Raw genomic sequence first — 14555 nt, 5'->3', positions numbered from 1 at the left:
GCCGTGGTGCCGTCCGTAGGTTTGGTTAGGCAAGCGCCGTTGAGGCGTCGGTCAAGGTGGCAAGGTCGATCGTCCGGCCCTGGTTCATCCACTTGCGCGACAATTTCAGTTCGCGCGGCGTGTTGATGGCAATCACGCCGCGAATCGCGCCGTCTTCCAGATGGAATAGCGTGGCGCGTTTTCCTGCTACATCACCGCGTATCGCGAGTTGCGCATCGCCCGGAATGTCGCCGAGGATTTGCAGATTCACGTCGTATTGATCGGACCAGAACCATGGAATGTCCGCATACGGCTCGAATTTGCCAAGCAACGCTTTGGCCGCCGAGATCGCCTGGTTCTGCGCATTGGCCCACGATTCGAGCCGCACACGACGCTTCAGCCATGCACTCGGGTGATTCGCGACATCGCCGCACGCAAAGATGCGCGGGTCGTCGGTCGCGCCGAAATGGTCGACGACGATGCCGTCGTCCACCTTGATACCCGCGGCTTCCGCCAGCATCGTATGCGGCGCGAGGCCGATGCCGGCGACAGCAAAGTCGGCGTCAAGCGTGGAACCGTCGGCGAATGTGGCGCGAATACGGTTGGTGTCGTTCGGATGATCCGCAATCGACATGAGCGATGCGTTCAACCGCACGTCCACTCCATTTGCCCGATGCAGTTGCAGCAGAAAGTCCGACACCAGCGGCGGCAACGAGCGAGCGCACAGACGCGGAGCACCTTCCACGACTGCCGCTTCCACGCCGAGCTTGCGCGCCGTGGCCGCGACTTCGAGACCGATCCATCCGCCACCTACGACCAGCACGCGTTTGCTGGCACGCAGCCGCTCGCCCAAAGCAACGGCTTCGTCGAGCGTACGCAGATAGGTGATGTGCGAAGTCTTCACCAGCGAATCAGGCAAACGCCGTGCCGCGCCGCCGGTTGCAATCACCAGCCGGTCGTATTGCACTTCACGGCCCGACTGCGTGCGAACAATGCGCTTTTCACGATCGATCGACGTCGCGCAGTCCGGTTGCCATGCTTCGACGTTCAGCGCATCGAAATCGTCGGGCTTCACGAGGCGCACGGTCTCGATATCCGCCTCGCCGGAGAGCACCGCCTTCGAGAGCGGCGGCCGCTCATACGGCAAATGAATCTCGTCGGCGATCATCACGAGGCGGCCGTCAAAGCCTTCCTTGCGCAACGTCTTCACGACCCAGCCAGCAGCCTGGCCGCCACCGATCACGACAATCGTGCGCGGTGCTTCCAGCCCGGCGTGTGCAGCTTCAGCCTTTGCGGCAGCAGCGTCAGTCATTTTTCCGCTCCGTCATGAACTTGCCTTCCGGCGCCTTCGCGTTTTTCTGGCGACGCGTGTTACCGTCGATGCCGCCGTCGATAGCCCATTCGGCGAACACGGTCGGACCCGGTTCGAAATCACGCGGCTGCCATTCGGGCGTGAGCTGATCTTCGTCGGCGTAGTACTCGATCAAACCGCCAGCCGGATTCTGGAAATACCAGAAGTACGCCGACGAGACCGGATGACGCCCCGGCCCGAGTTGCGTATCCCAACCACAGCGGCTGATATGCATGCCGCCGCCGAACACTTCGTGAATGTCGCGCACGGTGAACGCCACGTGATTGAGACCGCGCTTTCCACCCGGCAAGGCCAGCAGAAAAATGTCGTGGTGGCCGCCGTGCGGCGCGCAACGCATGAACGCGCCACGGCCAGGATAGCGGTCCGACATTTCGAAGCCGAGCAGTTCCTGGTAGAACTTTTCCTGTTCCGCCAGCTGGTTCGTGAAGAACACCACATGACCCACTTCAACCGGTTCAGCACATTCGTAAATCGGCGACGGTTGATCGACGCGCAGCGTTTGCCCCCACACGTTTGAGGGCGAGCCGTGAATATCCAGCGCACGTTTGCGAGTCACTTCGACGCGAATCGCCATACCGTTCGGATCGATGCAACCTACGGCGTCTTCCGTTTCGAAGTGGCCGGGTTGGCCTGCAAAGCGGCCGCGCAGTTCGTCGAGCTCAGCTTTGGTTGCTACACCCCAGGTCACTTCACGCAGCGTCGGACCTTCTTCGAAGGCGGGCGGCAGCGACGGATCGTTCGCATCGACCAAGCGTACCGTGCAGCCGTTCAGCGTTTCGAAGCGCGCGTGACTATCGTCATGCTCGATCTCTTTCAAACCCCAGTCCGCAAAAAACCGGCGGCAGGTGGCGAGATCCGTTACGCCGTAAATAATCTGTTCAATACCGAGAATCGTCATACCGTGCCTCTTGCGTATTAGTTCGCCCACGCCAGCGGCGCGTCGTTCAAGCCCCAGTAGAGGCTCTTCTGCTGCATGTATTCGCGGATGCCGAGACGGCCTTTCTCGCGTCCCATGCCGCTCTCCTTCCAGCCGCTAAACGGCGTCGAAATCGAGAACAGCTTGTAGGTATTGATCCAAACGGTGCCGGCTTCGAGTGCGCGCGCGATGCGGTAGGCGCGTTTGTAATCGCGCGTCCAGATGCCGGCGGCAAGGCCAAACACGCTGTTGTTGGCTTCTTTTAGCAGCGAGGCTTCGTCGTCGAACGGCATCGCGACCAGTACCGGGCCGAAAATCTCTTCCTGGCAGATGCGGGCTTCGTTCGTGAGGCCTTCGAGTATCGTCGGCTGAAAGTAAGTACCCTGCTCGCGGCCATCGCCAACCGGGCGCTCGCCGCCGCACAGCAGGCGGCCGCCCTCTTCCAGACCCAACGCGACATACCGCTCGACTGTCTCGCGATGCGCCGCGGTAATCAACGGACCCATTTGCGTTTCCGCGCGTGACGGATCGCCGACGCGCAGTTTGCGCGCGCCTTCCGCGAGACGTTTCATGAAGGCGTCGTAGATCGAGCGCTGCACGAACAGACGCGAGCCCGCGATGCACGCTTCGCCCGACGAACTGAAAATGCCGTACAGCACGCCGTTTACTGCATGGTCGAGATCGGCGTCATCGAATACGATGGTCGGCGATTTGCCGCCCAGTTCCAGCGACACGGGCATCAGCTTGTCCGCGGCAATGCGCGCGATACCGCGGCCCACCTCAGTGCCGCCCGTGAACGACACCTTCTTGACCAGCGGATGGCGCACCAGCACGTCGCCGATCACCGAGCCTTTACCCGGCACGACGCTCAAAACGCCCTTCGGCACACCGGCTTCTTCGCAGATACGCGCCAGCGCAAGCGAGACCAGCGGCGTGACTTCAGCCGGCTTCAACACCACTGCGTTGCCGCCCGCCAAAGCAGGAGCCAGCTTTTGCGCGTCCGAAGCAATCGGCGAATTCCACGGTGTAATTGCCGCGATCACCCCGATGGGCTCGTAAATGCTCATCGTCAGATAGTCGCCACGTGAGGGCGTGACTTCTTCGTCGAGCGTTTCAAGGCACGCAGCGAAATAACGGAACGTGTTAGCCGCGCTTGCCACCAGCACGCGCGTTTCGCCGATCGGCTTGCCGTTGTCGCGACGCTGCAATTGCGCGAGCGCCTCGTGACGCGCCATGATCAGATCGGCGATGCGATACAGGATCAGCGCGCGTTGATGCGGCTTCAAACCCGACCAATCCGGCTTGCGCCAGGCGATATCGGCGGCTTCCACCGCTTCGCGGGCGTCGTCGGCATTGGCCGTCGAGATTTCCATGTTGACCGACTGATCCGCCGGATACAGGCTTTTGTACGGGTTGCCGCGTCCTTGCCGCCATTCGCCGCCGATGAAAATATCGCCGGTAGGGACAAGGCTGGTATCGAAGTGAGTCATGTCGGTCGTTCCGGTTTGCTTCAGCTAATGGCTTAAATCACACAGCGTGCCGCGCGATTGCGTAGCGCACGAATCGCGCTGTACGCGGTCAATGCGGACGTCTTGGGGTTGTCCGGCAGCGGCTTGCCGCACATTTCCAGCGACATCTCGCCGAATGCGCCGCGCGCCACGATGCGATGCACGTTGCGCGTCACATTCGGATCGGCGATCAGGCGGACCATGGTGTGGTCCAGACCCAGGCCGGCGAGCGCGATGGTCGCGGCGACGTTGGCGTTCTTCGGGTACAGGCGCGCCGCTTCACGTGCGCTGCCTTCGAAGATCACGATTTCTTCGCTCAACGTGTGCAGATTGCAAACCTGCTCCGCTGGCGTGCCGAGCCAACCCGTGGGCGGTTTGCGCCCCGTGTACAGCACTTCGTCAAGGCCGCCGAGCTTCGCGGCGGACAACGCGTCCACGCCGCCGATTGCGCCCGACAACAGCGTCAACGTGGCATCGCCTTCATCGGCGGCGGCGGCTAGCGCGTCCAGCAACATCATGTCGGACAGCGCGCCGATCGAAGCCACGGCGCAATCCGTCCCGGCTTTCAGCAAGGGCACCACGTGATCGACAAGCGCGCTGTGCCCCGCGCATTCCAGCGCGAAATGCGGATGGCTGTTCAACGCGGACACCGACGAGACCACGTCGACCGACGCACCCACCACTTCACGCACCGACGCCATATGACGCTCCGGCACGATCACGTGCGACACGCGCACCGTCGGGTCCGACTCGACCGAGCGATACACCGCCTGGCCGATCGCGCCGAAGCCGATCATCGCGACGTCGACGGGTGCGTGGTGCCCCGCGTAGCCGGTCTCACGCATGTTGCGGCTCCTTTTCCTTGACCGGCGGCCCCGCGAATGCGGTGGCGAACGAGCCGACCGACAGCATGTCCACTTCGACCAGCACGGGACCCGTCTTCGCCATACCTTCACGGATGATTTCCTCGGCCTGATCGAGCGACTTGATGCGGTAGTGCGTGAGCTCCAGGCTCTCGCAGAACTGCGCGAAATCCGGCTGGTGCAGATCGACGTAGCAACGGCGGCCGCCGTATTGCGCGTCCTGAATGTTGCGGATCACGCCGTAGCACTGGTCGTTCATCAGCACGATCATCACGTTGGCGTTTTCCTGCACGGCCGTCGCGAGCTCGCCGACGTTCACCATCAAGCCGCCATCGCCGACCAGGCACACGGTCTTCGCGGCATTGCCGGCGAGTGCCGCGCCAATCCCCATTTGCATGCCCTGGCCGATGCCGCCGCCAAGTGCATGAACGCCCGCGCGCGGCGAGAAAATCTTCAGCATGCGGTTGCCCCACGTGCTGTTCGAGATCGTGACGTCACGCACCCAGTTGTAGTCGCGGCCCACTGCCTGTTGAAGTGCATCGACAAGGCGCTTGTACGGGCCGAGGCCCTTGCCCACATCCGCGACGGCACTTTCGCGCGCGGCGGCGAGGTCCTGCGCAAACGTGGGATCGACCTTCAGACGGCCTTCGAGCAGCGTCGCAAGCTCTTCGAGTACCGCCGATGCGTCGCCGTGCACGAACATGTCGTTGCGATAGCCACGGTTGTCGGCGAGTGCGTCCGCGTCGATGCGATACAACGGTTGCGGCAGCGCCAGCTTGTACTTCAGCGTTTCATTGCCACGCAGACGCGAGCCGACCACCACCAGCGCATCGCACGTCTTGTAGAAGCTTTCGACGGCGGCGTGCACGTTGAACGCACCCAGCGTCGCCGGATGATCTTCCGGCAGCACGCCACGGCCTTGCACGCTGGTCACCACGCCGAAACCCAGCGCCACGAGACGCTCAACCGCGGCGCGTGCATGCCGCGTGCCGCCGCCGAGCCACAACAACGGGCGCTTCGCGCTCGCCAGTTGCTCCGCGAGTTGTGCGACGCGCGCGCTGCTATGCGTGAGTGTGGTGACGTGCGGCGCGGCCAGGTCGGCGGGCCATTCAATTTCCGCCGCCTGAATGTCGATTGGAATTTCGACGCTGACGGGACCGCTCGGCGCCGTCAGCGCGACGCGCACCGCCTCGCGGATCGTCGGCAGCGCGGTCTCAACCGAACGCACGCGGAACGCTGCTTTCGAAATCGACTGCAACATCGACAATTGGTCCGGCGCTTCGTGGATATACGCGAGGTCTTTATCGAGGTACTCCGTTTCGATCTGACCGGTAATGTGCAGGAGCGCCGTGCCCGCCGTCAGTGCTTCGACCATCGCGCCCGCTGCATTGCCCGCGGCCGTTCCCGTGCTGGTGAACGCCACGCCGAGGCCGCCGGAGACACGGGCGAGGCCGTCAGCCATATTCACCGCGCCGGCTTCGCCGCGCGCGCCGACATAGCGAATCTTGCCGCGGTTGTGGATCGCGTCGAGGATCGGCATGTTGTGGATCGAGATCACGCCGAAAGCGGTTTGGACGCCGCATTGCTCGAGAAAAGCGGCGATCAGTTCGCCAACGGTGGTTTTGTTAGACATGTCGTGCAACGCCTCCAGAAACATCGATGTGACTGCCCGTCGTATAGGACGACAGCGTCGTAGCCAGGTAAAAGAGCGCTTGTGCGGCTTCTTCGGGGCGACCGAAGCGGCCTAGCGGAATGTTTTTCTTGCGCGCCAGTTCGGCGGTCCAGTCTTCCCAGCTCTGACCCGGTTGCGCTTCTTTCGCGTAACGGCGGCGCCATTGACCGGATTCGACGATGCCGATCAGAATCGAATTCACGCGGATGCGCTGCGGCGCGAGTTCGACCGCGAGCGATTTGATGAGACTCAGCACGCCGGCGCGCGCCGACGAGGTCGCCACCATATGCGGCTCGGGTTGCAGCGCGAGCAGCGAATTCACGCAGACCACGGCCGCGTTCTTGCCGCCCCCCGCCGCGTCGCGCAGCATCGGCAGAAATGCGCGGGTCGGGCGAATCACACTGAAGTACTTCAGGTCGAGTTCTTCGCGCCAGGCGTCGTCGCTGGTGTCGGCGAAGGTCGAGACGCGGCCTTGACCGGCGTTGTTGATCAGCATGTCGGTGCGGCCAAAGCGGGTGTGCACCGCTTGCGCGAAGGCGGCTACTTCGTCCGCGTTCAGTACGTCGCAGGTTCGCGCCAACAATTGCGCGTGGGGAAACTGCGCGTTCAAAGCGGTTTCCGCTTGCGCCAGCCGTTCGCCGTCGCGTCCACAGATCGCGACCGACGCGCCAGCTCGTAGAAACAGTTCCGCGGTTGCAAGGCCGATGCCGGACGAACCGCCCGTCACCACCGCCACCTGTCCGGTCAAGTCGATTTGGATCATTTGAGTCCCAGTGCCTTCATGTATTTCGTGCCCGCGTTCGCGCTACCCTTCGGCCGATAATTGAGCCGCTGCGAGAGTTCGTCGGCCGCGCGGCGAACCTTGTCGATCAGGCCGTTGTCGAGCAGCGAAGCGTCGATCTCGGGACGCGGAATCGTGGTCGTAATCACCGCGACGATGCGGCCCGTGTCGTTGCGAACCGGCGCGCTCACCACGGAAATGCCGCGTTCGAACGACGACTCGCTGATCGCGTAACCGCGCCTCGCGTCATCGCAAACCCGTTCGTACAACTCCTCGACGGTGGCGGGTGTTTGCTTCGTAAAGCGTTCCAGTTCCGGCTCGGGATAGAGCTTTTTCAACTCGTCGAGCGTCATGTCGCTCATCAGCACCTGGCCGTGCGTCGTTGCGTAAGCCGGCAGACGCGTGCCGACGTTCACCTTCACCGAGCTGAAGATCGGCGCATGACTTTGCGCCTTCGCGACGAACACAACATCGCGTCCGTCGCGAATCACGATATGGCTGGTGAGGCCGGTGTCGTTGCGCAAGGCTTCGATGATCGGCAAACCGAGATCGGTCAGTTCAAGCGAGCTCAGGTACTCGAAACCGAGCCGAAGCACCGCGACGCCGAGGCGATAGTTGCGGTCCTTATCAGCGCGCTCGAGAAAACCGAGCGATTCGAGTGTTTGCAGCAGACGGAACACCGTTGTGCGGGGAATCTTCAGGCGCTTCGATAGTTCCGGTGCGCCGAGAACCGGCTCGCGCGGCGAAAACTCGGTCAGTATCTTCAGACCACGTTCCAGACCCGGCACGCGATAGTTGATCTCGCTGCTGGCGTCCGCGTCGTTGCGGTCGTCGTCCGCGTCGCGCTCGGCGTTAATCGTGTCGGGCGTCATTCATTGGCTCCGTTGTCCGTCGCTCGCGCGACAGAACGTGTCGATGATCGCGGTGTACGCGGTGGGTGCTTCGATATAGCCGGCATGCCCCGCGCCCGGCACAACCTGCAACCTGGTGCTGGCCGTCAGGGCGAGTCGCTCGCAGGCTTCGGGGGGCGTGATAGCGTCGTCTGCGCCGACTGCGATGCTGATGTGACCTTTGTAGCGCGCGAGATCGCTGGCGAGATCGGCGTTCGCGAGCAGATGTGTTGCTTGAACATAGCCACGTGGGATCACCCGCGACATGTTCCAGCGCACCCATGCGCGCGCTTCATCGCTCGCGTTCGCGGACAACATATTGGTGCTGCGTTTTTCAGCGAGACCTTGTGGGCCGAGTTCCTTAATCATGGCGAGACGCTGATTGCGTTTGCTCTCGCGCACGTCCGCAGGCGAAGCGCCATATCCGCCAGCCGGCGACAGCAGGAGTAAACCGGCCACAAGCTGCGGATTCGTCACAGCAAACGCACCGGCGACGATCGCGCCAAGCGAATGCCCCAGCAGCACACAGCGCTCAATGCCGAGCGCGTCGAGCCATTCTTTCAGCACCGTTGCGTAGTCGCCTGCAGCGGGCGAATCGGCTTCTACCGGGGTCGACGCGCCATACCCCGGTGCATCCCACGCCAGCACACAACGCGTCTCGCCCAGCACTTCAAACTGTTGTACCCACGAAGCCGCGCCCGACCCGATACCGTGAAGCAGCACCAAAGGCAGTGCGTCGCTTGCTGCGCTATCCGCCTCGCGATAACTCACCGCACGTTGCGATGCGAGCCAGATCTGCTGCGCCGGAAAGCGCGCAAGGCGCGCTTCGAGCGTAGCGTTCTGATCGACGTTATCGGCGATACGGAACGGGACTGTGGACATGATTGCCTTCGTGGGGATCTAAAAAACTGAAGACTTAGCGCTTGAGCTTGGCCAACGGCGAATCCGGCGGATACGTCGGCGTGATTGGCCTGGGTGAACCGAGCATCACGCACATCAACGCGTCTTCTTCGCCGATGTTCACCTCCGTGCGATACACGCCCGGAGGCACCGAAATCAGATCGCGCTCGCCGAGCACGGCTTCCCACGTTTCGCCGTCTTTTTCGCAAATCACTTTCATCTTGCCGCGCAGCACGAAGAAGATTTCTTCGACATCCATATGGATATGGCTCGGTCCGATGTTGCCGGCCGGAATCACCATCGTCGAAAACGTGAAGCCGCCGGCGGGCACCGTGTTCATGTCTTTCGCGACGCCGGTGCCACCCGTGCCGACATAGCGCATTTGTGCGCGGCGATACTTCGGGTCGTAGTCGGCCTGGAACTTCAGCGCGTCCCAGTCATAACGGCGCGTTTCCAGGCGCGCGACGCGGCTATCCAGCCACTGCGCAAAGCTCGCGTCCGCGGGTTGTTCCCACGATTTGCGTTCGAGTTCGGCGTCCGCCATCTCTTTCTCCTTTCGATTCGACAAGATCAATTCATCACGAAGCCGCCATTGACCGGCAGCAACTGGCCAGTCACGAAGCGTGCGGCATCGGACAACAGGAACAGCACCGGCCCGGTGACGTCGTCGGGCACCTGTGCGCGCGTCAGCGCGCGGCCTTGCATGTAATACTGGTGACGCTCGGCGGGCACGTAAGCGGTGGCTTCGACTTCGGTGAGGCCCGGCGCGATCGCGTTGACCGTCACGCCGTCCGCGCCGAATTCGCGCGCCAGCGAGCGGGTCATCGAGATCACAGCGCCCTTGCTTGCGACATACGCAAGCAGCTTCGGCGCACCCCACATTGCCGTGTCGGAGGCGATATTGACGATGCTGCCGCGCCCCGAGTCGCGCAGATACGGCAACGCAGCGGTACTCATCAGCCACGTGCCGCGCACGTTGACGTTCATCACGGCGTTCCACGTCTCGACCGACAACTCGTCGGCGAACTTGCCGCCCGAGTTGGTGATCGCCGCGTTGTTGATCAATGCGTCGAGCCCGCCGAGCTGCGCCACTGCCTGATCGGCAAACTGCCTGATGCTGGCGGGATCAGCGAGATCGAGCGGCAGATACGTCACCGCGTGGCCCTGCTCGACCAGCGACGCCGCAAGCGCGCGACCTTCGTCATGCAGGACGTCGCCGAACACGACTTGCGCACCGGCTTGCACCAGCGCGCGAACGAACGCCGCGCCGAGACCGCGCGCGCCGCCGGTCACGAGGACGCGCCGATCTCTGAGTGCCGGCAAAGCCGCTGACGCTTCGTTATGCATGGCTGTGGCCTGCTGCCTCGGTTTGAGCGGCGCCTGCCTGAGCAGTCTGAGCGCGATACGCATCCAGCTCAGCGAAATGCTGCTGGGCGCGCTGACGGAACATGCGCCGCACACGCGTCATGCCGACGTCGTGCTGATAGAGGAATTCGTGCTCGCGTGCATTCGGCGCCATGCTTTCGAGAACATAGCGATCCTGTTCCAGCACGGCCCAATGCAGACCTTCGAGGCGGTTGCGATACATGAAGCGCCACGCGTCGCGCTGCCAGCCCGACACCTTGCGCGTGCGCCAGAAGTAAACCTGACAGTTGTTTTCGTCGACGGGCACGGCGAAGCCGATGATCCCGAAGTTGCCGCCCGGGCCGAACTTCTTCTTGTATGGAATCGCGAGACGCATCCACAGCGTGCCGGTTTCACCGAGTTCGACCCAGTCGAAATTCACGTCGCGCTGTCCGACCTTTTCGAACATCAGACCCGTTTCCGTCTTGCGCACACGCATATCGGCCTGCTTGTCGCCTTCGGCCATCGAGTGCGACGTCGCATGCAGATAGGCGCCGTGCATCGGGTCCATCACGTTGTCGATCGCGTACTGGTAATTGCACTTCCAGTTCGACATGCACAGGAAGCTCGCGTATTCGTCGCCGACCAGTTCTTCCGGCAGCTCGAGCGGAGCGGGTTCTTTGTGGGCGTCGTCGCCGAACCACAGGAAAATCGCGCCGGCATGCTCTTCGACCGGATACGACTTCACGCACTTCTGGCCTTCCAGCGGGCAGTTCGAAACAGCCGGGACTTTCGTGACCGTGCCGCCGCCGTTGATTTCAATGCCGTGATACCAGCATGCAACGCTGCCGCCGAGGTTCCAGCCGAGCGACAGACGCGCGCCGCGGTGCGGACAGCGGTCTTCGAGCGCGTGGACTTTGCCTTCCTTGTCGCGCCACAGCACGATCTGGTCGCCGAGACGCGTGATGCCGACCGGCGCGTCGCCGACCTGCCAACTCGGTGCGACCGGATACCAGTAATTGCGCAAGCCACGGTTCAGATAAGACTGGATCGGGTCGGCCGCGTCTTGAGTCGTTGTATTGGGGGACGTCATAAAGAGACTCCGGAAACGAAAGCGATGAGACGTGTTCGGGAAAGCGCGCTTATTCGGCGAGCAGGCGGAATTCGGCGGCGAGACGCTCGGCGTCCCATGCGTTGCCTTCCGGAGTGCGGAAACCCACGCGGTTCAAACCGTCGACAACTTCCTGCAATTCATTCGCGCCGGCTTCGAAAACCTTTTCGAGCGCATCGCCAAAGTCGTTCTCGTATTGGGTCGGCTCCGCCTTACGCGTTTGCCAGATGAAGTTTTCGGTCTCGCCCGGCTTTTCGATCACGCCCTTGCCGGCGACGTTGTTCGGCTGCGGCGCGAGCCACGGCTTCAGGAAGGGATTGAAGTTCACGATTTGCTCTCGCATGTCATTCCACCTTGATCTGGATTTCTTCGCCGGCGAGACGTACCGAATACGTCTTCAGGTCGCGGCCACCGGGCTCTTTCAAGCATTTGCCGGTCGGGATATGGAACACGGCTTCGTGTAGCGGGCATTCGACGGTGTCGCCGTCGACAAAGCCCTGCGTCAGCAATGCGTATGCATGAGGGCAGACGTTTTCCAGCGCGTACAGCGCATCGCCCACCTTGTAGATGCCGATTTCCGTGCCGTCGAGCTTGAACTCGAGCGGCGCGTCTTCGGACAGATCGCCGGCATGGCCGGCGCAGCGCCATTGTTCAGTCATTTCTCGCCTTCTCCTGAAGCCTTATGTTCCATATAAGGAACATCAGTTCGTGTATGGATAATTATAGGAGTGGCTTCGGCTCGAAAAAATAAAAATCTGGGCTGCTAGGGGAAAACACTGACTGTCGTGTTCACAACACAGCTTTGCGTGAACAGAAATGAATCGGCGCATCGGCTGAAGAGCCTTTTAGGGCGTGGCTTTGCTCATTATTCTCAGACGAATCGACCGGTCGTCATGCGGGTTTGTACGGGGTCCGAAAATTTATTTTGACCATTTCCAGACTCACTATACTTTTCCATAGGCGATACAAACGCCCATAGGTGAAACAAATAGCGACGCAGTTTTGGCGCATAAACCCGAAGCTGCATTCAACCCAATGCAAAGGATCAGGGACGACGAAATCAGCGCGAGCTATCCGTCGTGTGATCAGGAGAACCAACGGTGAAGCACATCATTGCGGCGGCCGGCTTGACGGCAATCTGCGCAACGACTGGCGCATGGGCGCAAAGCAGTGTCACGCTATACGGCAGTCTGGATGCCGGTATCGCGTATATCAGCAATGCAGGCGGCAGTTCGAAGTGGATCGAAGAGCAAGGCAACATGCAGCCGGATCGCTGGGGCCTGAAGGGCGTTGAGGATCTGGGCGGTGGTCTGAAGACCGTTTTCCAGTTGGAAAACGGCTTCTATACGAACACTGGTGCATTCGCCAAAGCGGGCACGCTGTTCAATCGCCAGGCGTTCGTGGGCTTGAGTTCGGATCAGGTCGGCACGGTGACGCTGGGTCATCAGACGCCGTTCAGTTTCGACATACTGGGCCCGCTTAGCACGGCCTATCTGGCGGCGAGCTGGTACGCGTTCCACCCGGGCAATATCGACGAGCTTGCCGACACAGGCGTGGTGCCGTTCGACAACTCGGTGAAGTTCCGCTCGGCGAGCTTCGCCGGCTTCTCGGTCGGCGCAATGATGGGTCTCGGCAACACGACCAACTTCTCCACCGGCAAGACACTGAGCTTCGCACTTAGTTATGCGAATGGTCCGTTCAAGGCCGGCGCGACCTATGCGAACGAGCACAACCGTACGCCGTCGATCGTGACGACGGGTCTCACCACCTTCCAGGGTGTCGCCGCTGCGAACTACAGCGCGGACAAGGTCGAGAACATGGGCGCGGGCGCGTCATACCAGTTCGGCAAGCTGCTGGTGCACGGTTTGTACACGCGCGTGAAGCTGGAGTCGGCCAGTCATTCGGACACGTATCAGAGTTACGACGTGGGCGCGAACTATCAGTTCACACCGTTCAACACCGTCGCAGGCGGCGCGGCGACAACCACGTTAGCCGGCCATCGCTGGACGCAGTTCATGATCGGCGATATCTACGCGCTGTCGAAGTCGACGCAGTTGTACGTGAATGCACTGTATGAGCGCGCGGGCTCGAATACGGACGCCGCGTTCTTCACGGCAGGGGTGTCGAGCGGGCGGAACCAGACGATTTTCCTGACGGGCATCCACCACTCGTTCTGATGTCAGTTCGTCGCAATCAGTCTGCGGCGCGCTTGAGCCGCGGTCGGATCATCCGGCCGCGGACGATAGCTGAGGCGTTCGGACAATTCGAGCGCCGCCTGACAAACCGCGACGATAAGCGGCTCGCGTTCTTCTGCTTCGCCGATATCGGAACGCGGAATGGTGACCGTCAACGCGGCCGTGATCTTGCCGCTCTGGTCGCGCACCGGCGCGCTCACGACCGAAATACCACGTTCAAAAGACGCTTCGCTCACGGCGTAGCCTAGCGCCGCGCTTTCGCGCACACGTCCGTATAGTTCTTCGACAGTCGCGGGCGTGCGTTCGGTGAAGCGTTCGAGTTGCGGCTCGGGATACAACTGACGCAATTCTTCGAAACTCAAATCGCCCATCAGCACCTGGCCATGCACCGTGGCATGCGCGGGTAGACGCGTGCCGACATGCACCTTCACCGAACTGAACATCGGCTCATGGGTTTGCGCCTTGGCGACGAACACCACGTCGCGCTGGTCACGGATCAGCAGATGCGTGCTCAGGCCGGTCGCGTCGCGCAGGCGTTCGAGAATCGGCGTGCCGACATCGGTCAGTTCGAGCGAACTCAGGTATTCGAAGCCGAGCCGCAGCACCGCGACGCTCAGGCGGAAATAGCGGTCGCCGTTCACGCGTTCAAGAAAGCCTAGCGCTTCGAGCGTTTGCAGTAGACGAAATGTGGTGGTACGCGGAATGCCGATGCGCTTGGACAATTCGGGCGCGCCCAGAATCGGCTCGCGCGCGCTGAATTCGGCGAGGATGCGCAAACCGCGCTCCAGCCCAGGCACGAGGTAAGTCGATCCGCCGGTGCTCTCTTCATCGGTGGAATCGGGTGAGTTAGCGCCCTCCGCCTGGGACAGCGTCGCTTCGTCCTGCGAAGCCGGAGCGGCCGCGCCGCGTGGCTTCATTTGCTTGCGTCCCGCTCCTGTCTGCTCTTCTTTTGCCATCTTGGCTGCCGTTTCTGCTGTTTCTGCTGTTCATCGGATACAGAGCAACATGATAGCGCGAAGCACGC

General features: G+C 61.9%; 15 protein-coding genes. 1 reads left to right on the top strand and 14 read right to left on the bottom strand.

What is annotated here, in order from left to right:
• Positions 1–25: 25 nt before the first annotated feature.
• The 13 genes from AC57B6_RS11115 to AC57B6_RS11055 are packed head-to-tail and all read right to left on the bottom strand — an operon-like array spanning position 26 to position 11995.
• On the bottom strand, positions 26–1291 hold the full coding sequence (locus tag AC57B6_RS11115) for an NAD(P)/FAD-dependent oxidoreductase (protein WP_496421325.1): 1266 nt from the start codon (positions 1289–1291) through the stop codon (positions 26–28).
• On the bottom strand, positions 1284–2249 hold the full coding sequence (locus tag AC57B6_RS11110; protein ID WP_496421324.1) for a VOC family protein: 966 nt from the start codon (positions 2247–2249) through the stop codon (positions 1284–1286). Before AC57B6_RS11110 ends, AC57B6_RS11115 begins: the two co-directional genes overlap by 8 nt.
• Positions 2250–2266: 17 nt before the next feature.
• Positions 2267–3757 carry an aldehyde dehydrogenase gene (locus AC57B6_RS11105; protein ID WP_496421323.1) on the bottom strand — a complete coding sequence of 497 codons (1491 nt, stop codon included), beginning with the start codon at positions 3755–3757 and terminating at the stop codon, positions 2267–2269.
• 32 nt (positions 3758–3789) lie between these two features.
• Positions 3790–4620, bottom strand: a complete 831-nt coding sequence (locus tag AC57B6_RS11100) for an aspartate dehydrogenase (protein WP_028195926.1) — start codon at positions 4618–4620, stop codon at positions 3790–3792.
• Positions 4613–6271: a thiamine pyrophosphate-binding protein gene (locus tag AC57B6_RS11095; RefSeq protein WP_216750878.1), complete on the bottom strand. Its 1659-nt coding sequence runs from the start codon at positions 6269–6271 to the stop codon at positions 4613–4615. The genes AC57B6_RS11100 and AC57B6_RS11095 overlap by 8 nt, the downstream gene beginning before the upstream one ends.
• Positions 6264–7073, bottom strand: coding sequence for an SDR family oxidoreductase (locus tag AC57B6_RS11090; RefSeq protein ID WP_216750879.1), 810 nt, complete (start codon positions 7071–7073; stop codon positions 6264–6266). The genes AC57B6_RS11095 and AC57B6_RS11090 overlap by 8 nt, the downstream gene beginning before the upstream one ends.
• Positions 7070–7963 carry an IclR family transcriptional regulator gene (locus tag AC57B6_RS11085; RefSeq protein WP_496421322.1) on the bottom strand — a complete coding sequence of 298 codons (894 nt, stop codon included), beginning with the start codon at positions 7961–7963 and terminating at the stop codon, positions 7070–7072. The genes AC57B6_RS11090 and AC57B6_RS11085 overlap by 4 nt, the downstream gene beginning before the upstream one ends.
• Positions 7964–8863: an alpha/beta fold hydrolase gene (locus tag AC57B6_RS11080; protein ID WP_496421321.1), complete on the bottom strand. Its 900-nt coding sequence runs from the start codon at positions 8861–8863 to the stop codon at positions 7964–7966. It lies immediately after the preceding gene.
• A gap of 34 nt (positions 8864–8897) precedes the next feature.
• Positions 8898–9425 (bottom strand): cupin domain-containing protein, encoded by a 528-nt coding sequence (locus tag AC57B6_RS11075; protein ID WP_216750882.1) that lies wholly within the window; start codon positions 9423–9425, stop codon positions 8898–8900.
• A gap of 26 nt (positions 9426–9451) precedes the next feature.
• Positions 9452–10228, bottom strand: coding sequence for an SDR family oxidoreductase (locus tag AC57B6_RS11070; protein ID WP_496421320.1), 777 nt, complete (start codon positions 10226–10228; stop codon positions 9452–9454).
• Positions 10221–11318 carry an aromatic ring-hydroxylating dioxygenase subunit alpha gene (locus tag AC57B6_RS11065; protein WP_030103724.1) on the bottom strand — a complete coding sequence of 366 codons (1098 nt, stop codon included), beginning with the start codon at positions 11316–11318 and terminating at the stop codon, positions 10221–10223. The genes AC57B6_RS11070 and AC57B6_RS11065 overlap by 8 nt, the downstream gene beginning before the upstream one ends.
• 49 nt (positions 11319–11367) lie before the next feature.
• A complete protein-coding gene (locus AC57B6_RS11060) occupies positions 11368–11679 on the bottom strand; it encodes a recombinase-like helix-turn-helix domain-containing protein (RefSeq protein ID WP_030103723.1) in 312 nt (103 codons plus the stop codon).
• Position 11680: 1 nt separating this feature from the next.
• Positions 11681–11995 carry a non-heme iron oxygenase ferredoxin subunit gene (locus AC57B6_RS11055; RefSeq protein ID WP_028195935.1) on the bottom strand — a complete coding sequence of 105 codons (315 nt, stop codon included), beginning with the start codon at positions 11993–11995 and terminating at the stop codon, positions 11681–11683.
• A 441-nt stretch (positions 11996–12436) separates the two neighbouring features.
• On the opposite strand from AC57B6_RS11055, the gene AC57B6_RS11050 reads away from it, so the two are divergent.
• Positions 12437–13513, top strand: coding sequence for a porin (locus tag AC57B6_RS11050; RefSeq protein ID WP_030103722.1), 1077 nt, complete (start codon positions 12437–12439; stop codon positions 13511–13513).
• Positions 13514–13515: 2 nt separating this feature from the next.
• Here AC57B6_RS11050 and AC57B6_RS11045 read toward each other — a convergent pair whose 3' ends face one another.
• Positions 13516–14487: an IclR family transcriptional regulator gene (locus tag AC57B6_RS11045; RefSeq protein ID WP_496421319.1), complete on the bottom strand. Its 972-nt coding sequence runs from the start codon at positions 14485–14487 to the stop codon at positions 13516–13518.
• Positions 14488–14555: the final 68 nt, after the last annotated feature.

The organism is Paraburkholderia sp. BGA-UO-ETr-F12, from assembly GCF_059567945.1.
Note: the sequence above shows the minus strand (reverse complement) of the source record. Positions and strands in the feature narration are given on the sequence as shown.